The sequence below is a fragment of the Streptomyces sp. 3-6 genome (genome assembly GCF_056323165.1).
In genome coordinates this window covers 28,013-48,535 of record NZ_JBWHZP010000017.1, presented here as the reverse complement: position 1 = coordinate 48,535, position 20,523 = coordinate 28,013, and the positions used below count along the sequence as shown (strand labels likewise).

Below are 20,523 nucleotides of genomic sequence, written 5' to 3'. Positions count from 1 at the left end.
GACGGGGACGTGGCGGGCGCCGGGGTCGTCTGTCTGTCCGGCGCACAGACCGGCCCACAGACCGGCTCGGATTCCGGCGTGGAGTCCGGCGCGGAGTCCGGCGTCGGGCCGGCCGCTGCGACAGAGGTCGACAGGGTGGCCGGGATCGGTGTTGTTTCCGGTGCGACTGCTGCCGCCGAAGGCGTCGCGGCCGAGGGAGGCGTCGCGGCCGAGGGAGGCGTCGCGGCCGAAGCGGACGTCGCGGCCGGGGCAGGTGCCGGCGCTGAGGCAGGTGCTGGGGCCGGGGCCGGCACTCCGGCCGGGACGGGCAGTTCGGCCAAGGTCGGCACCTGGGCAGGCGCTTCGGCCTGGGCGGGCAGTCCGGCCTGGGCGGGTGCGGGGACCTGGGTGCCGGACGGCCCTGACGCGTCCGGCACCGCGGTGCGCGGCGAGGCGCACGGGTGGCCGAGGCCGCTCCCCTTCCGCGCGTCGGGGTCGGCGACGGCCCGCCGGGCACCACGCAGTCCCGCGTACCAGCGGGCGGCGAGGACGAGGAGCCCCGGCAGGCTGGCCACCAGGCACAGCACTCCGTACACCACCGCGACGGCCAGTCCCTGCCCCGCGCCGAGTCCCGCGGCGCCGAACGCCCACGCGGTGACGCCCTCCCGGGGCCCCCACCCGCCGACGTTCAGCGGCAGGCTCATCGCGAGCAGGGCCAGCACGGCCAGCGGCAGCAGGCGGCTCACCGCCGCGTCCGTCCCGGTGACCCGGGCGGCGAGCACGAACATCGCGACGTGTCCCGTCAGGACGACGAGCGAGGACACCAGCACCCCGGGACCGTTGCTGCGGGAGAGCAGGCCCTCCCGGGCTTCGGCGAGCATCCGGCGCAGGGCACGGCCGCGCCGTGACGGTGTGGCCCGGTTCATACGCAGGGCGAGGGCGACCGCGCAGGCGCCCAGCGCACCGAGGCCCACGAGCGGAGCGGCGTGCCGGACCTCGTCGAGCACCGGGGAGGGCACGGTGAGCAGCACGGCGGCACCGGCGGCGAACAGCGCGAGCTGCCCGGCCGCCCGTTCCAGGACCACGGCCCGCACGCCGCGTCCCAGGTCACCGCTGCTGCGCCCATGGTCCACGGCCCGGTGGACGTCGCCCACCACGCCGCCGGGCAGGGCCGCGTTGAGGAAGAGGGCCCGGTAGTAGTCCGCGACGGCGCGGACGAGCGGCAGCCGGATGCCGAGGCCCCGGGACACGAGGGACCAGCGCCAGGCGCTGAACACGGTCGTCACCAGTCCGACCACGAGCGCGGCGAGCAGGGCCGGGCCGTCGATCCGGCGCAGCCCGTCCAGGAGGACCCCGGTGCCCAGACGCCACATCAGCACCGCCAGGATGGCGACCCCCGCGAGGGTGCCGAGACGGGTGCGTACCACCGGGGTGTTGAGCTGCGCGAGCAGGACACGGGCCCGGCCCCCGGAACCGGGCCGACGCACCGCCCCCTCCCCCGTCTCCTGCCGGCCCGCTGCTGTCCGCGGCGCGTCGGCCGGGGTGGCCGACGGCCCGGCCGCGGGAGCGGGGGCGGGTGCGAGCCGCGTGCTCATGCGGTGCTGCCCGACGGCCGGCAGAGGGCCAGCAGGTCGGTGTGGTGGACGACCACTCGCAACTCCCCTGCCGCGCAGGCTTCCAGGCGCTCTTTCAGGTACTGCCCGGCGCGCTCCGCCAGGGCCGGACGCTCCTCGACCGCTGCGCCGACCCAGCCGCGCAGCCACTGCTCGGTCAGGGCGGCCTGCTCCGGGCCCAGCCGCCAAGGGCTCGGCGTCAGCCGCACGGTCGCGCCGTGCTCCGCGAACGCGTCGGCGGCAGCCGTCGCCGCGTCGGGACCGAGCAGACCGCCCCGGCATTGGTGGGCGTTGAACGCCTCGGTGATCTCCTGGTCCATCGGATGCGGGGCGGTCAGTTCGACGCGTCCGGCGACCGACAACGTGAGCAGGGCCGGGCAGCCCGCACCCGCGCAGGCTGCGGCGAGAGCGCCGACCTCTTCTCGGGTCAGGACGTCCAGCAACGCGGAGGCCGTGACGAGGGACGCGCCGGACAGGGCGTCCGGGGTGAGCCGGGCGACGTCGCCGCGCCGGGTCTCGACGGACACCCGGCTGCCGTCGGCGGAGGAACGGGGAGAGCCCACGGCCGCGAAGTGCAGCAGGTAGGGGTCACGGTCGTACAGGATCCAGTGCTGGGCACCGTCCAGGTGCGGGGCGAGCCAGCGGCCCATCGAACCGGTGCCGCAGCCGATGTCGTGGATGACCAGACCGTCGGCCCGTTGCGGCAGGTTCGCCAGCCGGATGCGCAGCGGGTCGAGGAGGTCGTGGGAGCGGGCGACCGCGTCGGCGGGCTCCCGCAGCTGCAGCCACTCGGGCGCGTACCGCGCCGGTTCCTCGGCTCCGGTGTCGCGCAGCTTCACGGTCGCCCGCTCGCCGGGCCGGAGCGCGCCGGGGGCAGCGGGCCGGGCCGCCGCGTCGTCGGCGGGTGACTCCGTCGGGGCAGTGGCCGCGGCTGCCGCCGGCGGCGCGACGGGGCCGGCGCCGGGGATGACGGAGGACCCGGCCGGCCCGGCCGATCCGGCAGGGGTCCCTGTGGTGTGGTTCCCGGCGTGCATGGTGCTCCCTCGCGGACCGGTGGCCGCGTCCGCGGCCTGCCGGGGTCCGGGCTGGGCCGGGATCACCCCGGCGTGCGGTGTCGTCACCTGCTCGGTCATGCGGCCCTCCGGGACTCGGCCGGCAGCCGGCGCAGGACGCCCGCCAGACTCTGGGCGGTACTCGCCCAGCCACCGAGCGCGGCACGCCGTCCGCGCGCGGCGGCCTTCAGCCGACGCCGGACGTCCGGCTCGCCGAACCAGCCGCGCAGCTCTGCGGCGATGGCGGCCGGGTCCTCCGGCGGAACCAGGATGCCCGGCACTCCGCCGTCCGGTGCGCGTCCGACCGCCTCCGGCAGCCCGCCCACATCGGTCGCCAGGACCGGGATGCCACGGGCCAGGGCCTCGGTGACCGCCATCCCGTACGTCTCGGCGTACGAGGTGAGGACCATCAGGTCGGCGGCGGCGTAGCTGGCGTCGAGCTCGGCGCCGGACCGCGGTCCGGCCAGTTCCAGCCGGTCCTCCAGTCCGTGTGTGCGGATCAGGGACCGCAGGTGGGCCACGTACTCGGGGTCGTGGGCGGTCCCGCCCACGAGACTGCACGTCCACGGCAGGTCGGCCACCGTCGCCAGGGCCTCCACCAGACGGTGCTGGCCCTTGCGCGGGGTCACGGCCGCCACGCACAGCAGCCGGGAGACCCCGTCGGTGCCGGGGGCGAGGGGCGCGATGTCGGCTCCGGGCGCGGCCACGTGGACCCGCTCGGGGTCGAGGCCGTGGTGGGAGACGAGGCGGCGGACCGCCCAGTCGCTGGTGGCGACGACCGCGTGCACCGCGCGGAGCACCGTCCGCTCGCGGGTGTCCAGCTCCGCGGCCATGGCGGGCTCCAGCCCGGTCTCGTCACCGAGTGGAAGGTGGACCAGCACGGCCAGCCGCAGGCGCTCCGCCTCGGGCACGATGATGTCCGGGACACCGCAGGCGACCAGCCCGTCGAGGAGGACGGCGGTGCCGTCGGGGAGCTGACGCAGCGTGCGGGCCAGGTGCGCACGGGCGGCGGAGTCGGGGCGGGGCCAGGAACCGGCCACGGCGTGCTTGTGGACGCCCCACCCGAATCCTGGCAGGTCGAGGCAGACCCGGCGGTCGTAGGCATTGCCGCCGCTGGGCGCGGACGGGTCGTCGACACCGCCCGGCATCACGAAGTGGACCATGCGCAGGGACATGGGGATGATCCCGTCGTTCCTGGGAGAGGACGCCTGTCGGGGAACATAACCCAGACGGGTGGTCCTCGCCCGTTCAGCGGTGGTGCCGGCGGCGGCGCCACCGGTCTCGGTGCCCGTGTGGCCGACTTCGGTGACCGTGGCAGCGGTTCCGGCGGCGGTGGCGTCGGTCGTGGGTGCGGCTGCGGCTGCTGTGGCCGGGTCCGCGGTGTGCAGGGTCGTGTCGGTCACAGCGCACGCTCGTAACTCGCCCACGCGATGTGCGACTCGTGCAGCGTGACGGTGAGCCCCGAGAGGCCCTTGGCGCCCTCCCCTAGGGCGCCCTTGTGGATGCGCTCCGCCAGCCGGTCGGCGATGACCTTGGCCAGGTACTCGGTCGACGTGTTGATTCCCGCGAAGTCCGGCTCGTTGTCGAGATTGCGATAGTTCAGCTCGCTGACGAGGGCCCCGAGTTCCTGCGTGGCGAGACCGATGTCGACGACGATGTTGTCCTGGTCCAGCTGTTCACGCCGGAACGTGGCGTCCACGAGGAACGTGGCCCCGTGCAGGCGCTGGGCCGGTCCGAAGACCTCGCCGCGGAAACTGTGGGCGATCATGATGTGATCGCGGACGGTGATGCTGAACAACGGACGACCCTCCAGGTGCGGCGCGTCTGCTCCCCGGCCGAAGTCCGCCGGGGATGTCGTGTAGTACGGCTGACTCCCTTCCCGTGTTCAGCCTCCGGTACCTCTTTTCTCAGGTCAGCGGGGCGGCCGGTTCCATGCGGTCGCCGGCGTGGTGGGGGCGGGCCGGGGGGCCGCCAAGCGGGCGTGGGTGCCCGACGGTGGGGCCGGGCGGGGCGGGCGGTGGTGTCGTGGCGGGCGGAACGAGGCGGCCCGTCCGACGACGGGAACCGTGGGTGAACGCCCCGACACCTCGGGTGGCCGGCACCGGGGCGGCTCGGTTCTGGAGCGATACCCCCGGGTGGTCCGGGAGAGGCGCACCGACACAGGTGACGCGGGCGGCGGCCGAGGGGGCCGGGGACGGCAGCGACGGCAAAGCAGCGGAACGGCAGGGCGGCCGGGCGGCAGAACCGGAGATCGGCAGGGTTTCCCGTGGGGCGCCTCGTACGCCCGCTCGGCTCCAGCGGTCAGCCGGGCTGCGGCCCCGCCGGGAGCCGGTGCAAGTGGGGCGGGTGCGTGGTCCGCGGTGCCCTGCCCCCGTTCCGGTGGAAGCCCCCGGGAGTGGACGCCGTGGGAGCAGTACGTGGTCGGGCGTGTCGGTCAGGGCGGGCGGTTCGGTCGGGTGGTGGGGCGGTCGGGTGGGCCCTTCGGCCGGAGTGAGCAGGTCGGTCGGGGCGGTTCGCGCGCCGGGTCAGTCGTTGTCGTAGCGCACGCGGTGGCACAGGGCGGGGATGTCGCCGGAGGCCAACCGGGGCATGACGTCCGGCAGTTCCTCGAATGCGGACTCCCCCGTGATCAGGGCGTCGAGCGCCGGATCGACCAGCAGGTCCAGGGCGAGGGCCAGCCGGTCGGCATAGGTGCGGCCCGCGCGAGCCGGGGAGACGGTACCGACCTGACTGCTGCGGATGACCAGCCGCCGCGAGTGGAAGGCCTCGCCGAGCGGCAGCGCGACCCGGCGGTCTCCGTACCAGCTCAGCTCGATGACCGTGCCCTCGGCGGTCAGCAGTTCCAGGGCCCGGCCGAGCCCTTGCTCGGTGGCGCTGGCGTGCACGACGAGATCGCACGCGCCGACGGCGTCCTCCGGGAGGGCGAAGTCGACGCCGAGGGCGCGAGCGGTGGCCTCCCGTGCCGGATCGCTGTCGACGAGCTGCACACGGACACCGGGGAAGCGGGCCAGCAGGGCGGCCACCGAACAGCCGACCATTCCCCCGCCGATCACCGCGATCCGGTCACCGATGAGAGGAGCCGCGTCCCACAGGGCGTTCACCGCGGTCTCCACGGTCCCGGCCAGCACCGCCCGGCCGGCCGGCATCCCGTCGGGCACCGGGGTCACCGCGGCGGCCGGCACGACGTACCGCGTCTGGTGCGGGTAGAGGCTGAAGACGGTCCGGCCCCTGAGGTGCGACGGCCCCTCCTCGACGACCCCGACGTTGAGGTATCCGTACTTCACCGGCCCCGGGAAGTCGCCCTCCTGGAACGGCGCCCGCATGGCCGCGTGCTGGCTCTCGGGCACCCCGCCGCGGAACACGAGGGTCTCCGTCCCCCGGCTCACTCCGGTGTACAACGACCGCACCAGCACGTCGTCGTCGCCCGGCCGAGGCAGCTGCACCTCGCGGATCTCGCCCCGTCCGGGCGAGGCGAGCCAGAACGCGCGAGCAGTGCGGTCCATCGAAATCCTCCTGAACGATCGGGAACCTGCACGCGTACCGAGGGGTGCACAGGCCGCGCACAAGGTAGCGGCGTTGATCAAATCTGTCACTCGGCCGGAGGGTGTTCGGTGGCCCTGAACAACAGTTACGACGCGAGGCTCGTACAGCAGGAGGCCGCCGTGGGAGCGGGCATACAGGTCCTGCTGCTGGTGCTGGTCGGCTCGGCGATCGGCATGGGGCCGGCGGGCTGGCTCACCGGTCTCGCGTTCGCCCTCGCGACCTGGGCGGTCCTCTCCCGGGCGCTGCACCGGGCCGGGTCACGTTCCTTCGGCGCCGCCAACCGTGTCACGCTCGGCCGCACCATTCTCGTCGGCGGCGTCACTGCCCTGGTGGCCGACTCCTTCCACGACTCGCCGCCCGTCTCCCTCTTCGTGGGCCTGACCGCCGTGGCGCTGTTCCTGGACGGCGTCGACGGCAAGGTGGCGCGCAGGACGGGTACGTCGACTGCGCTGGGGGCTCGGTTCGACATGGAAGTGGATGCCTTTCTGATCCTGGTGTTGAGCGTGTACCTGTCGCTGGCGATGGGGCCGTGGGTGCTGCTGATCGGCGGCATGCGGTACGGCTTCGTCGCCGCGGCACGCGTCTGGCCCTGGCTGACCGCCCCTCTGCCGCCGAGTACGGCCCGCAAGACCGTGGCCGCGCTGCAGGGCGTGCTGTTGCTGCTGGCGGGCGCGGCCCTGCTGCCGCACGCGGCCAATGTCGCGGTGGTCGCGCTGGCGCTGGGGCTGCTGCTGTGGTCGTTCGGCCGGGACGTGCTGTGGCTGTGGCGGACGTCGCGGGCCCAGGCGGCGGTGGCGGAGCAGCCCGCACGGCAGCAGCCGTCCGAGCCGGCCGGCCGACGGGAACTGGTCGCCGGCTGACGCCGGAAGCCGGGGTGCCGCCGAGCCCGCGGCAGTAGTGCTGCCTGCTGCCGCCTCGCCTGCCGCCGCCCCGTCCACGGTCGCCGGGCCCAGGGCGTGCAGGTGGGGGTCAGAGGCCGGCAAGTGAGGGCCCGGGACAGGGGATCACCGGGTTCGAGGCTTCTCGTCCCCATCAATCACGGGCCGCGAAGCCCTCACCTCGTCCTCGAACTCCGGGCCCGTCGGCAGGGGAGCGGCCCGATCCCGCCTAAGCGATTCCCGTCGCGTCGAGCAGCCGGACCAGGTCCTTGCGTCCGTACCCGAGCAAGCGGGCCCGGTGGGCCGCCATCAGTACCAAGTGCGCCACGGTGTGCGCCGCGGGGCCGTCGCGATCGCAGCCGAGCCACTCGTGCGGTTTCTCCACACCGAGGCTGGTCATGACCAGCCCGTGCTCGCGCCGGATCTCCGCGACCGTACCGGCCACCGCGTCCATCAGCGTCCTCCCCGGCCGCTCGCACTCGAGGGCGAAGCACCCCCAGTCGACCGGGACGCAGCCCTCCGGCGGTCGCCTCCGCACCTCCGCGTACCGCTCGTCCTCGAACCCGGTGGTCTCGAACTCCTCGTGCACCAACGGAAACCGGTGGTATCCCCGCGGGACCGGTGGCGGCGGGGGTGTGTACGTCCACCCGGCGTCCTCGTACAACTGCCGCTTCACCTCCTCCTCGTCGGGGAGCGTCACCGTGAAGCCGTTGGCCTCGTTGCGCCCGGTCGTCGTCCCGTCGGGATTGCGGTGGAATTGCAGACCCATCTGTGTGCCCCCGTTGCTTCCGGCTTCCGTGGTTGTTCGCAGTGACGGGAGCGGTTCCCGTCACTTGCTCGAACGGCCCGCCCGGCCGTCGCGTGCCCGTTCCCCGCAGCTTCACCTGTTCGTGTGACATGAAGCCGCAGGTTGTCCGATCCGGCCTCGAGCGCTCTCCGGCTCCTCCCGCACGGATTCCGGTCGCGGAGGCACCCCTGCCCCATCGGAGGAACGCCCGCCTCCTCTCGACAGGCGCCCGGCCGTCCCCCGAGACGGCCCGCCCTCCCCCGAGACGCCCCGCCCTCCCCGGAGATGCGCCCGCCCGCTCCCAGCAGACGCCCGGCCGTCTCCAGACAACCTCAGACCGTCCCCGCGGGCCGCCCGGCCGTCTCCACCAGCCGTCCAGCCGGGCGCCCGGGCCCCCGGGCGCCCGACCCCCGCCCGAGGCGCCGTCCCTCACTCCTCCGGCAAGTGGGCGTCCGGGGCGTCCGGGCGGTGGCTCGGGAAGCCGGACCGGCTGGTCGCCTCGTCGCGTACGCGCAGGAACTCCAGGTGCCGTTCGTACTGGTCGAGGCTGTCGGCGATGAGCTGCTCCTTGGTGTAGCCCATCACGTCGTAGTCCTGGTTGCCCTCGGCGAGCCGGACCTCGAACCGGACGTAGGTGTCGTGCGTGCTGACGGACCGGGTGGCGAAGGCAGGTGTCGTGCGTTCGACGGGCCAGACCTGGTAGAGGAACTCGTCGCTGGTGCCGATCGGCACGCGCAGGCCCACGTGGGGAAGGCCGGTGGCCTCGACGGTTCCTTCCACCACCTCGGCGTCCGTTCCCTGCTCCCGCAGTTCCTGGGCGACCTCCTCGAAGGCCGGGCGGCACACCTGGTCCACGAAGCGTCCGGCGGCCCGTCGGCCGGGGAAGGCCATGGTCCGGGCCAGCCGGTGCCGCCAACTGGGGGCTCCCGGCAGGCCGTGCTGCGTCACCGTGCGCCCGGAGAGCGATCCCGGGAGCGTGGTGACCGTCGCTTCGGCGCGCATGCGTTCGGTTCGCAACGCCAGGAAGAGGCCGGCCATGATCAGGAACATCACGAAGGAGAACGGCAGGCCCATGATGATGGTGGCGTTGGTGAGCGCCTGCACGCCGCCCACGATGAGCATCGCGAGGGTGAGCAGTCCCGTCGCCACGGCCCAGAAGATGCGCAGATAGGTGGGCGCGTCGGTCACCGGGGTGGGCAGCTCCGCGCTGAGGTTGCCCATGACCAGGGCGCCGGAGTCGGCGGAGGTGACGTAGAGCAGAAGGCCGACGAACGTCGCCAGTCCGGCGCTGAAGAGGAAGCCCGGGTACTGGTCCAGCAGGGTGTAGAAGCCCTGCTCGGGGACGTTCATGGCGGTTTCGCCGAATCCCTTGTTCCCGTCGCGCACCAGGAACAGGGCGCTGTTGCCGAAGATGGCCAGGAAGGCACCGGTGAACAGGAACGGGATGATCAGCGTGGCGGCGATGAACTCGCGCAGGGTCCGGCCGCGCGAGATGCGGGCCAGGAAGAGTCCGACGAACGGCGCCCAGGCGATCCACCAGGCCCAGAAGAACAGCGTCCACGCGTCCAGCCACTCGGTGGGCTGGTCGTAGGCGAAGGTGTTGAGCGTCATCGAGGGGAAGCCGCTGACGTAGTCCCCGACGTTCTGGACGACGGCGTTCAGCAGCCGGAACGGTTCGCCGACGACGAGGATGTAGAACATCAGCAGGGCGGCGAGGAGGACGTTGAGCTGCGACAGCCGGCGGATGCCCTTGTCCACGCCGGACGCGGCCGACGCGGTGGCCATGCCCACGGCGACGACGATCAGCGCGATCTGCGCGGCCAGCCCCTCCGGCACGTCGAAGAGGACCTTCAGACCGTAGTTGAGCTGGACGACACCGATGCCGAGGGTCACGCCGATGCCGAAGACCGTGCCGATGATGGCCGCCAGGTCGACGGTGTCACCGATCCGGCCGTGGATGCGGCGGCCGATGATCGGATAGATCGCCGAGCGGATCGCGAGCGGCAGCTTGTAGCGGAAGGAGAAGTAGCCGAGGGCCATGCCCATCAGCGCGTACATCGCCCAGCCCGTGATGCCGTAGTGGAACAGGGTCCACACGACGGCCTGACGCGCGGCTTCGAGCGTCTCCGGGTCGCCCTGCGGCGGGGCGAGGTAGTGGCTGACCGGCCCGGAGACGGAGAAGAACATCAGGTCGATGCCGATGCCGGCCGCGAACAGCATCGAGCCCCAGGTGAAGAGGCCGTAGTCCGGCTTGGAGTGCTTGGGGCCCAGCTTGACGGTGCCGTACTTGGACAGCGCGATGAACACCACGAAGACCAGGTAGAGGGTCGCCGCGACGAAGTAGTACCAGCCGAACCAACTGGAGATCTTGCCGACCGCCACACCGATGACCGTCTCCGCACCGCTCGGCGTGATGATCGCCCAGATCGAGATGGCGAGGACCAGACCGGCGGCGCCGAAGAAGACGACCGGCTTGAGCCGGGCCGGTCCCGCCGCCTCCTCGTCCGCCTGCAGGTCGTCCGGTACCGCCGCGGGATCCTTGTCTCCAGCGCTCGACATGGTCGCATTCCTCCTTCGCTGAGGCCCGGGACGTGCCATCCCGTGCGGGCGGCAACTGCCGCTGTCCACGGGCCTCGCAGGGCCTCAGGTCATTGCTCGAACGCCCCGGGGAACGGGGCACGTGGGGCGAGGCAGAGTCCTGATGCCCCGGTGGCAGCGGATCGAACCGGCCGGACCGGCTGGAAACCCACTCGGCCCCGTGGCGGATGGGGCCGGTGTGCTGCCTGGCACGCGGCCGAGGCCGCCGGGGCCCGGGCCTGTGCGACCAGCACGGACGGTGCCCGGCGAGCGGCAGACACCCGCCTGGACGGGCGGCGGTCCGCCACGCAGGCGGGATGCCGGGCCCTGGACGACACGCGCACGAGGTGCTGTGCCCCGATCGGTCCGCGCGGTCGGTGGCAGTCCTTGCGCGGCACACGGGGGCGATGGCAGTCCCTGCGCGACACGTGCGCGCGATGGCAGTCCCTGCGCGGCACACGTGGGCGGTGACGGTGCGATACACGCGGGCGATGGCGGTGCGACACGTGCGGGCGGGGTCGGCCGCCCGGCGGGGCGGGTCCCGGAGACCGGAAGCCCGAGTGCGCCGCCGGCCCGTCGCGGCCCCGTCACCGCGTCCCGCTCCCGGCGTTCGGCCCCTGCTTGCCGGTGAGGAGATCGGCGGCGCGTTCGGCGGCGAGCAGCACGGTGACCATGGGGTTGATCGTCGGCATCGTCGGGAACACCGACGCGTCGACGACCCGCACGCCCTCGACGCCGCGCAGCCGCATCTCCGGGTCGCAGACGGCCATCGGGTCGTCGGCCGCCCCCATGCGGCAGGTGCCCGCCGGGTGGTAGACGGTGTGGGCTGCGCGGCGCCCGTACTCCGAGAGGTCGGCGTCGGAGGTGACGGTCGGGCCGGGGGCGACCTCGCGGACGAGCCAGTCCTTGAGCGGGTCGGTCGCGGCGACCTCGCGGGCCAGCTTCAGCCCTTCGACGATGGTGCGTTCGTCGTGGCCGTCGGGGTCGGTGAAGTACCGGAAGTCCAGTGCGGGGTGCTCGGAGGGGTTGGAACTGCGCAGCCACATGCGGCCGGTGGAGCGCGCCCGGGGCACGTTGGGCGTCATGCAGACGCCGTGCTCCGGGACGGGGTAGCCCAGGCGCTCGGTGTTGACCGTGAACGGCACCTGGTAGAAATGGAACATCAGGTCCGGTCGCGGCTGCCCCTTGTCGAGCCGGAGGAACAGACCGGCGTCCGAGTCCATGGCGGAGTTGGGCGGCAGCGGGCCGTCCGTCTCCCAGAGGATGATGGACTCGGGGTGGTCCAGCAGGTTCTCCCCCACGCCGGGCAGGTCGACGTGGACGTCGATGCCCAGGCTGCGCAGGTCGTCGGCGGGGCCGATGCCGGACAGCATGAGCAGGCGCGGAGTGTCGATGGCCCCGGCGCACAGCACCAGTTCGCGCTCGGCGCGCACGGTGGCGGGCTCCCCGTCGGCCCCCCGGACGGCGACGCGGGTGAGCCGGCCCGACTCGTCGGTGAGGAGTCGGTGGGCCCAGGTCTCCAGGAGGAGGGTGAGGTTGGGCCGGTCCAGGACGGGGTGGAGGTAGGCCACGGAGGCGGAGGACCGCAGGTTGCCCTCCGGTTCGTAGGCCAGCGAGAAGAAGCCGGTGCCGTCGGCGAAGGGTTCGGCGTTGAAGTCGTCGATGACGGGGACGCCGGTGGCGCGGGAGGCGGCGGTGACGAAGTCCTTCGCGATCGGGTTCCGGTCGGCTTCGGCCACCGGGACGATCTTGGTGAGCAGGCGGTCCCGGTACGGCAGGATCGTCGCCGGGTCCCAGCCGGTGCAGCCCGCGGCCACCCAGTCGTCGAGGTCCTGCGGCAGCGGCATGAAACTGATCAGGGTGTTGTGCGAGGAACAGCCGCCGAGGACACGGGCACGTGAGTGGAGGATGTGCGAGTTGCCGCGGGGCTGCTCGACCGTGGTGTACCCGTAGTCGTACTCGGTCCCCAGCAGGTTGATCCAGTTGCGCAGGCGCAGGACCTGCTCGTCCCCGACGTCGCTGGGGCCGCCCTCGATCACGCAGACGCGGCAGTCGCGGTCCTCACTCAGCCGGGCGGCGAGGACACAGCCGGCGGTGCCGCCGCCGACGATGACGTAGTCGTACGAGGACTCTGCGCCGTGCGGGGTGGTGGGGGCGGCCATGGGGTGCCTTTCTTCGGGGCTGTTCGCGTGCTCTGGAGTGCTGGAGTACCGGAGTACTGGCGTGCCTTCGGGAGTGCCGGGGCTGCGCGGGCTCAGCCCTTGAACCAGCCGGAGGGTCCCGGGGCGAGGTTCTGGTAGATGTGCTTGGCCTCCTGGTACTCGCGCAGGCCCGTGGGTCCCAGCTCGCGTCCGACACCGGAGCGGCCGAAACCGCCCCATTCGGCCTGGGGGACGTAGGGGTGGAAGTCGTTGATCCACACGGTGCCGTGCCGGAGCCGCTGGGCGACGCGCTGGGCACGGCTCGCCTCGGAGGTCCAGACGCCGCCGGCCAGTCCGTAACGGGTGTCGTTGGCCAGTTCCACGGCCTCGTCCTCGGTGCGGAAGCGCTCGACGGTGACGACCGGACCGAAGACCTCGTCCTGGACGATGCTCATGGTGCGGTCGCAGTCGGCGAAAATGGTGGGCAGCAGGAAGAAGCCGTTGCTGAGGGCGGGGTCGTCGGGGCGGGTGCCGCCGGTGACGAGCCGCGCGCCTTCCTGAAGCGCGGCGGCGATGTGCCGCTCGACCTTGTCCCGGTGCTCGGCGGAACTCAGCGGCCCGCTCTCCGTGCCCTCCTCCAGGCCGTTGCCGAGACGGATCGCCCGCGCCCGCTCGGCGAGGGCCTCGACGAACCGGTCGTGCAGGAAGTCCTGCACCAGCAGCCGCGAACCGGCGGAGCACACCTGCCCGGCGTGCAGGAAGGCCGCGTCCAGCGCGTAGTCCACGGCGGCGTCGAAGTCGGCGTCCTCGAACACGATGTTGGGGTTCTTGCCGCCCAGTTCGAGGGCGATGTTCTTCGGCCCCTCGGCGGCGGCCGCCATGATGGCGCGACCGGTGGCCAGGCCCCCGGTGAAGGACACCAGGTCGACCTCCGGGTGGGAGGTCATGGCCGCGCCGACGGTCGCCCCGGAGCCCAGCACCAGGTTGGCGACACCGGGCGGGGCGCCGGCCTCCTCGATCAGCCGGATCATGGCGATCGTGGTGAGCGGTGTGGTCTCGCTCGGCTTGAGCACGAAGGTGTTCCCGGCGGCCAGGGCGGGCGCCACCTTCCAGGACGCCTGGAGCAGCGGGTAGTTCCAGGGCGCGATCAGCGCGCACACCCCGACGGGCTGGTAGACGACCCGGCTGAGCACGTCCGGTCCGACGTCCACGACCCGGCCGCCGTCCTTGCCCGCCAGTTCCGCGAAGTACCGGAAGGCGTTCGCCACGTCCTCCACGTCGATCCGGGCCTCGGTCAGCGTCTTGCCGGTGTCCAGGGTCTCGGTGCGGGCGATCTCGTCCCGGTCGCGCAGCAGCAGGTCGTGGACGCGCATCAGCACGTCGGCGCGCCGACGGGTGGGTGCGTTCGCCCAGTCCTCCTCGATGAAGGCCCGCCGCGCGGCGCGCACGGCACGGTCCACGTCGGCGGCGTCCGCCTCGTCGACGGTGGTGACGACGGAGGCGTCGTACGGGTTGACGACGTCCCGCCTGCCGCCGGCCTCCGCGCTCACCCACTGGCCGTCGATGTACAGCTCACCCATCCGGCTCCTCCTTCTCGTCCGACCGGTACCGATCGGTTCGCTCGGCCGGTCGGTGACAGGCCCATGGTGCGGTGGGGAGCGCGGGGGCGCGCGGTCACTGTTGCGTGCGGGTGGTGGGGTGACCCGGGTGGGTGAACGGCCCCAGCTCGTGGCGTGGCATGCGGGCCCGCTCAGGCGTCGCTCCGGAGAGCCTCCTGGCAGCGGACCGAACGGCCCGCGCGACCGGCATCCACATGCGCCACGGCTCCCCTCGCGCCGTGGACGGTGTGCCGCGTCACCCTCGCTGCAGCACGGTCCGGTGCACCTGGGCGAGAAGTGGCGGCTCCGACTCCCCCTCGTAGCCGAGGTGGAGTTCCTGCCGGGCCCGTGTCGCCATGACGTAGTACGACATGCGCAGGGCCGCTGAGGTGGGGTCGGTCGCGGCGTCGCGGTGCGTGTCCGGGATGACGACCGTGTCGAAACCGAGTCCCTTCGCGCTGGCACGGTGCACGATCACGATGCCGGGACGGTCGAGGTCGAGTCTTCGATAGAGAGGTCCTTTCGCCTCCGACGTGTAGAGCTGGGGTTTGAGACGAGGGGCGCGCTTCTGGATGCTTCCCAGCAGTGAGAACTGGGTGTGCTTCGAGCCTGCTATCACACCGATGCTCTTCCGCGGCTGGGCCTGCGCGAGCAGGATGAGCAGGTCCGCGGCTCCCCGCTCGTGGAAACGGTGCAGGCGCGGTGGCGGTCCCTGCCGGGCCGGCGGGACCGGTGCGCCGCTTCCGGGGTGGAAGTGCGCGGCCAGTTCGGCGATCTGCTGGGTGTTGCGGTGATTGCCGTCGAGTTCGTCCCGGGTGCACCGGCCCAGGTTGCGGGCGATCTCGTCGAGGGTGGAGTTGGTGTCGGTGAGCCGTTGGCATTCGTCGGCGAAGACGGTGGTCCGGGCCCCGATCATGCGGCAGAGCAGGTAGAACTCGGGCGGCAGGTCCTGGCCTTCGTCGACGACCAGCGTGGGCGCGTGGGTGGACGCGGGTTCGGCGGCCCGGTTGAAGAGAGCGTCCCAGTCGTACCAGCCGTCGCCACCGCGGGGTGGTGTGGCGCCGTACCACTCGGCGAGCCAGCGGTGGGCGGTCGTGACCCGGACCGACCCGTCCGCCGGGCCCAGCGCGTGCACGGTGGCCGCGAGTGTCTGGCGCAGCAGGTTCGAGTAGGTCAGCACGATCACGGGTGTGCCGGTGAGGGCGAGCATGACCGCTCGTTGGGCCGCCAGGATGCTCTTGCCGCTGCCGGGCGGGCCGCTGACCAGGTGATGGCCCTCGAAGGACAGGGCGTCGAGGCGGGCTCTCTGCTCGGGAGCCAGGTCCAGGTAGGTGACGGTCATGGGTGCTCCAGAGCGGTGGCCGCGGCGGCGCGGGCCGCAGTGACGACGGAAGCCAGATAGCCGGGGACGTGTTCGCCGCCGATGACCAGGGTCCGGTCCAGCAGGCTGTTGCCGGCCTCGCAGCTGGTCTCCGGGAGCAGGGCGCAGGCGTGGCAGGCGGCCCGGTTGAGATTGCCGAAGCCCTGCCCGGTGTGTTCGACGCACAGCGGGTCGGCGGAACACCAGGCGGCGGCCTCGGTCATCCGCAGCAGCGTCTCGGCGAGTCGCGGTGGCTCGCCCTGACGGACGAGTCCGCCCAGAGTTCCCTCAGCGTCCCCGGCGGCGGTGTACACGAGAATGCCGTACTGATCCTGGTCCGGGCGGGCATAGATCCGTTCGCGCAGACTCGCCGTCGTGTAGCCGGACTCGAACGACAGCTGGCGGATGAGGAGGTGGGCGAGGGTGTGCAGGAGCACGAACCTGGGGGCAAGTCGGGGTCCCGTGACACCCTGGAGCCTGTCCTTCTGGAACGAGCGCGCGAGGTCGGCTCGCATCCCTCCGACCCGCCGGCGCACTTCCGGGTTCTCCTCCCACTCCGTCAACGTGCGCTTGTCGAGGGTGAGGAAGAGGCCCTCTCCGAATACCTCGACGGCGGGGAGCCACTTCAGCCTCCGCGAGGTGTCGGCAGGCACGACGGTGGCGTCCGGTGAGACGCGGGTGAAGCCGGACAGGGCACGGACCTCGCGCAACCGGTCCGCGAGGACGATCCGGCCGAAGCTGCCGGCGAGGACGGACCATGGTGGAGCCTTCTCACCGGCCAGTCCGAGTGTCGTCTCGCGCAGGGCGAAGTCACGGGTGGCCGGTGGCGCGGGTGCCATGAAGGCCGCCCACTCCTCGCGGCTCAGGTCGGGCCGAGCCGGTTCCGCGGGGCCGGTGGCCGGGGCCGTGGGGCCGGCGCCGCCGGTCTCCTCGGTCAGCAGAGCGTCCAGGAGGGTGTCGTCGGCTCCGGTGTCCTCCTGGATCATCTGCCGGAAGAGTGCGGCGCGGGGGGATGCGGTGTCCCGGCACAGGGACACCCACAGGTGGTGTTCCCGCACCTGGTCGGCGACGGGGTCGTCGGCGTGCACGGGCGTGTCCGTCTCGGGGATGTCGAGCGCCGAGTGCACGACGGGGTAGTAGAGATTGCCCGCGGTGCGCTGCACGATCTGTACGGGCCTCGCGCACGGCACGGACTCGTTCGCGCGCTGCCACGGGTTGCGCCCGGAACAGCGCAGGCCGTGGGTACCCAGCACGTCGAGCAGATCGCGCGCAGCTCCACAGCCCTTGGCAGTACAGGCGACGGAGAGCGCTTCGAGCCCGGAGGCGCGCTCCGAGACACGGAACGCCAGCTTCTCGCGCTCGACGCAGTCTCCACGTTCACCCCCGTCCCTTCGGGTGTGCGCCCAGAACCACCAGTCGACGTCGCTGAGATGCCCCGCTTGGCAGATTTGCACGAACCGCATCGGCGCCAGCGTGCGCGCGGGAGAGCAGGATGGGCAACGCGGCGCCTGACCGTGCTTCTCGTCGGCGATCCGCCACCGCTTCATCCGTCGGCACGCCCCGCAGAACAGCCAGGAGGGGAAGCGGATGTACGGCGCTCCCGGCGCGTCGGCGATGTCGAATCGGTCGTTGGAGACGGCCGGTGCGGCGTAGAAACCGGACACGCCCAGACGGTCGGCGAGCCGCGCCGATTCGATCGGCTGCCGGCCGCGCGTCGGCCAGTCACCGATGCCGGTCGCGACGAACGACTCTCCCTGGATGTCGAAGACGGCCCCGACCCCGAAGGGCACCACGGTCTGCGACTGACGTACCCGGAGCGTGCGGCTCACAGGTCGGCTCCCTTCACTGTCACCTGGCATTCACGGTCGACGTTGCGCATGGAGTTGGGGGTCTCCCACAGGCCGTGGACCTGCTCGAAATTCTTCAGGAGGTGGGACTGGCCCTTGCCTTGGCTGCGGTAGTAGAGCTCGCGGCCGTCCCTGCGGGCCTGGCGCGCCAGGTCCTCCCACTCGGCGAGCAGCCCGGCGAGTTCCTTGTGCACCACGTCACCGATGCCCGGCTCGGCGGTCCCCGCCCGTGCTGCCAACTCCATGATCAGTGCCTCGGCCTCCGGCCTCCGGTCGAGGATGTCCCCTGCCCGGTTCTCGGCGGCGAGGCCAAGCCGGTGGCGTACGAGGACGACGAGCACCGCGTGCAGGGCACGGCGGCGGGAGGGCACCGACCAAGGGGTGACGCTGGTCGGCTCGACCTGCCGGTAGAGGGCCCGGTGGTAGACGTCGAAGGTCTCGTAGTGGGAACGGTCCCTGGGGCGGGTGGCGTTGAAGAAGGTCACCACGAGACCCGGTACGGAGTGCCGTCCCACTCGACTGGTGGCCTGGATGTACTCCGCCGTCGTCTTGGGCTGGCCCTGCATCAGCATCAGTGCGAGACGCTTCACGTCGACGCCGACGGAGAGCATGTTGGTGCAGGGCAGGAAGGACACTGACTTCGCGTCGTCCCAGGGCTTCTCCAGCCGGTCCAGCAGCACGGGCTGCTCGGAGCGCGGAAGGTTGCTGGTGAGTTCCTCGACCTGGTGGTCCGGGAGGGGACGGACGCCGCTGCCGGAGTCCAGTCCGGCGAGTTGCGCGGGAATGTCGTCGGCGGCTGCCGTGACGGTGCGGCCGAGTTCGCGCAGGCTGTGGTGGTAGGCGACGAGTGTCCAGTAGGCGTCACGGTGTTCTTCCGGCAGCTCCCACGTGCCTTGGAGCAGGGCGGCGGAGGTGGCCACGGAGGCACGGCCGGCTGTGTGTCCCTGCGCCATGACGCCGACGTAGCGCCGTCCCGGCCGGCTCGTGTCAGGCTCGGCGAAATAGGAGTGGCGTGCGTCGAGTCCGGCGGGTGGGAACAGCTGGACGTCTCCGCCGTACAGGGCGCGGACCTGTTCGCCGGAGCGGCGGATGGTGGCGGTGGACGCCACCACCTTCGGTCCGGTGCCGTCCGGTGCGGTGCACAGGCCGAGCACAGCAGCCTCGTAGAGACCGACGGTGGTACCGAGCGGGCCGGTGAGCAGGTGCAGTTCGTCCTGGATGACCAGGGATGGGGGCCGGTGCGTGCTGCCACCTCCGAAGAGTCGTCCCGCGCGGGATTCCCAGGCCAGTCGGGCGAACTTGTCCACCGTGCCGAGGACGAAGGTCGGCGGCCGGTCGTACAGGTGCTCGTCCACGACGGCGACGGGCAACTCGTCGTGGAAGAGGCATTCGTCCCTTGGGCAGAAGAAGGCGAAGGAATCCGCCGCGGCGCGCACGCCGTAGTCGCCGATGTCGGGCGACTTGCGCGCGGGCAGGATCCGTGTGCCGCACCACGGGCAGCGGTCGAGGATGAACACGTCGTCCGGGGTGGCGGCCGCCCGCGCGGTTTCGAAGTCGCGGCGCGCCTTCTCGTAGCTGTTCGCGGTGGTGGCCTCACCGACCCACAGGCCGATGGAGAAGGGTTCGTCGCCGTAGGTGGCCGGGTCGGCGCGGCGCATGGACTCCAGGGCACACACGGTGGTGGCTGCGCGCTGGAACTGCTGGGTGGTCAGCAGACTCAGGGTGTAGCGGCTGAGCACGGCGGTGCCCCCGCCGTCGGGCGTGCTCCGGCGCAGCACCATCACGAACGCGGCCAGCAGCAGGTACGCCTCGGTCTTTCCCCCACCGGTCGGGAACCAGATGAGGTCCGTCACTTCGCGGTCGGGGTGGCAGGGATCTGCGGCTCCTTCGACGGCGAGCAGGAAGAACGCCAGCTGGAAGGGGCGCCATGCGCCATCCGGATACGGCTCCGGGTCCGGCGGCACGCCGTTGTCATGTCGGGGACGTCGGGAGCCGGCGAGGTCGGCGGCCGTGTGACGCATCTGCAGCGCCATGGCGTGGTTGGCGGCTCTGAAGGCGTTCAGCAGTTCGGGGCGCGCGGGATCGCACAGCGTGCGCACGCCGGATTCGATGCGGGACACGGCGGTGGCGATCCGTCCGAGGACACGGTCGGCTGCCGCTCGCCCCCATTCGGGTATCTCCGTGTTCAGCTGTCCGACGTACCAGGCGCGGTAGGCAGCAGCGAACTCCTCCAGTTCCTCTCGCAATTGCTCCATCGGTACGGCGGGGTCGGCGAGGTGGACCAGGTCGAGCACCGGTGTTTCGGTGAGCCCGGCGGCCTGTACACCGGTGACCTCGGCCTCCGGCATCACGGCGGCCCGGAGCCCGGTCACCGCCCGACCGTCCCCGTCCCGCAGTTCTTCGACGGCGCACCCGTGTCCGACGGCGTGGGTGCGCACGTGCCGGTACTGGAGGCGCAGTTCCTGTTCCTCCAGGTCTCGGCTGGCCAGGCGCACACTCGGGTACTGGAGCACGGTTCCGTCCACGGGGCGGGCCTTCAGCTCCACCTGGAACAGCATGCGGTCCCAGTGGGCCTTCCTGCCGAGGGCGAGGTCCTCCCGGGCGGAGTTGACCAGGGCGACCGTGACGAGCTCACCGTTTCCGAAAGGGCGCCGCGTGACGCGGAGTTCGGCGCGTCCGTCCAGAACGGAGACGGAGCCGGTGCCAGGACCAATCAGGTGCGTCCCGTCCGGCAGCGGGGCCCGCTGCCACGTGCGTCCCCGGCCGCTGGGGGACCGGGTCTCGTAGCGGGCGGCGGAGCACTCGACCTCCAGGGTCCTGGCGTCGGTGTAGAAGCTGAACCCGAGAGATGACGGCAGCCACGAGTTGGACTCTGGTATGGGATCGTCCGCGGGTGCGGTGTCCTCGGCTCCGCGTTCCGTGCCGGAACCTTCGAACTCCTCTTTGGAGGCATCCAGTTGGCCGAACAGGTCGGCTTCCTGCGGATAGAGGGTGCCCATGAGGTACTGCCGGTCGGGGGGCGCGTCGAGCGTCTCGTAGTCTCCGTTGACCGGGCCGACGAGTTGCCGCCGCAGGTAGGAGACGAGTTCCTGTCTGACGTCCATGACATTCCTGGTGATCGAGAAGGGAAGAAAGGCAAAGGGACGTG

General features: G+C 72.2%; 12 protein-coding genes and 1 pseudogene. 1 reads left to right on the top strand and 12 read right to left on the bottom strand.

Annotated features, from left to right (window positions below; all coding sequences use genetic code 11):
* Positions 1-380 precede the first annotated feature (380 nt).
* From AC02VZ_RS21065 to AC02VZ_RS21045, 5 genes and pseudogenes are all read right to left on the bottom strand, one after another.
* Positions 381-1,574: pseudogene (locus AC02VZ_RS21065) on the bottom strand (lysylphosphatidylglycerol synthase transmembrane domain-containing protein); the annotation flags it as partial.
* Positions 1,571-2,725, bottom strand: a complete 1,155-nt coding sequence (locus AC02VZ_RS21060) for a class I SAM-dependent methyltransferase (protein ID WP_476476114.1) — start codon at positions 2,723-2,725, stop codon at positions 1,571-1,573. The pseudogene AC02VZ_RS21065 and the gene AC02VZ_RS21060, both read right to left, overlap by 4 nt.
* Positions 2,722-3,873: a glycosyltransferase family 4 protein gene (locus AC02VZ_RS21055; protein WP_476476146.1), complete on the bottom strand. Its 1,152-nt coding sequence runs from the start codon at positions 3,871-3,873 to the stop codon at positions 2,722-2,724. The genes AC02VZ_RS21060 and AC02VZ_RS21055 overlap by 4 nt, the downstream gene beginning before the upstream one ends.
* 170 nt (positions 3,874-4,043) lie before the next feature.
* Positions 4,044-4,442, bottom strand: a complete 399-nt coding sequence (locus AC02VZ_RS21050; protein WP_362095937.1) for a 6-pyruvoyl trahydropterin synthase family protein — start codon at positions 4,440-4,442, stop codon at positions 4,044-4,046.
* A 727-nt stretch (positions 4,443-5,169) separates the two neighbouring features.
* Positions 5,170-6,147, bottom strand: a complete 978-nt coding sequence (locus tag AC02VZ_RS21045; protein WP_432055330.1) for a zinc-dependent alcohol dehydrogenase — start codon at positions 6,145-6,147, stop codon at positions 5,170-5,172.
* A 108-nt stretch (positions 6,148-6,255) separates the two neighbouring features.
* On the opposite strand from AC02VZ_RS21045, the gene AC02VZ_RS21040 reads away from it, so the two are divergent.
* The gene (locus AC02VZ_RS21040) at positions 6,256-7,047 is read left to right on the top strand and encodes a CDP-alcohol phosphatidyltransferase family protein (RefSeq protein WP_432055329.1); all 792 of its coding nucleotides are present in this window, start codon (positions 6,256-6,258) and stop codon (positions 7,045-7,047) included.
* Positions 7,048-7,294: 247 nt separating this feature from the next.
* Here AC02VZ_RS21040 and AC02VZ_RS21035 read toward each other — a convergent pair whose 3' ends face one another.
* The 7 genes from AC02VZ_RS21035 to AC02VZ_RS21005 form a co-directional block, all read right to left on the bottom strand.
* The gene (locus AC02VZ_RS21035) at positions 7,295-7,834 is read right to left on the bottom strand and encodes a hypothetical protein (RefSeq protein WP_432055328.1); all 540 of its coding nucleotides are present in this window, start codon (positions 7,832-7,834) and stop codon (positions 7,295-7,297) included.
* 447 nt (positions 7,835-8,281) lie between these two features.
* Positions 8,282-10,411, bottom strand: a complete 2,130-nt coding sequence (betT, locus tag AC02VZ_RS21030; RefSeq protein WP_476476113.1) for a choline BCCT transporter BetT — start codon at positions 10,409-10,411, stop codon at positions 8,282-8,284.
* Between the two features lie 605 nt (positions 10,412-11,016).
* The gene (locus AC02VZ_RS21025; RefSeq protein ID WP_476476112.1) at positions 11,017-12,591 is read right to left on the bottom strand and encodes a GMC family oxidoreductase; all 1,575 of its coding nucleotides are present in this window, start codon (positions 12,589-12,591) and stop codon (positions 11,017-11,019) included.
* Positions 12,592-12,683: 92 nt separating this feature from the next.
* Positions 12,684-14,150, bottom strand: coding sequence for an aldehyde dehydrogenase family protein (locus AC02VZ_RS21020; RefSeq protein WP_476476111.1), 1,467 nt, complete (start codon positions 14,148-14,150; stop codon positions 12,684-12,686).
* A 274-nt stretch (positions 14,151-14,424) separates the two neighbouring features.
* Entirely contained in the window at positions 14,425-15,510 is a 1,086-nt protein-coding gene (locus tag AC02VZ_RS21015) for a DEAD/DEAH box helicase (RefSeq protein WP_432055324.1), read from the bottom strand.
* Entirely contained in the window at positions 15,507-17,357 is a 1,851-nt protein-coding gene (gene drmB / locus AC02VZ_RS21010; RefSeq protein ID WP_476476110.1) for a DrmB family protein, read from the bottom strand. Before drmB ends, AC02VZ_RS21015 begins: the two co-directional genes overlap by 4 nt.
* Positions 17,354-20,479: a helicase-related protein gene (locus tag AC02VZ_RS21005; RefSeq protein ID WP_476476109.1), complete on the bottom strand. Its 3,126-nt coding sequence runs from the start codon at positions 20,477-20,479 to the stop codon at positions 17,354-17,356. Before AC02VZ_RS21005 ends, drmB begins: the two co-directional genes overlap by 4 nt.
* Between the last annotated feature and the right edge of the window lie 44 nt (positions 20,480-20,523).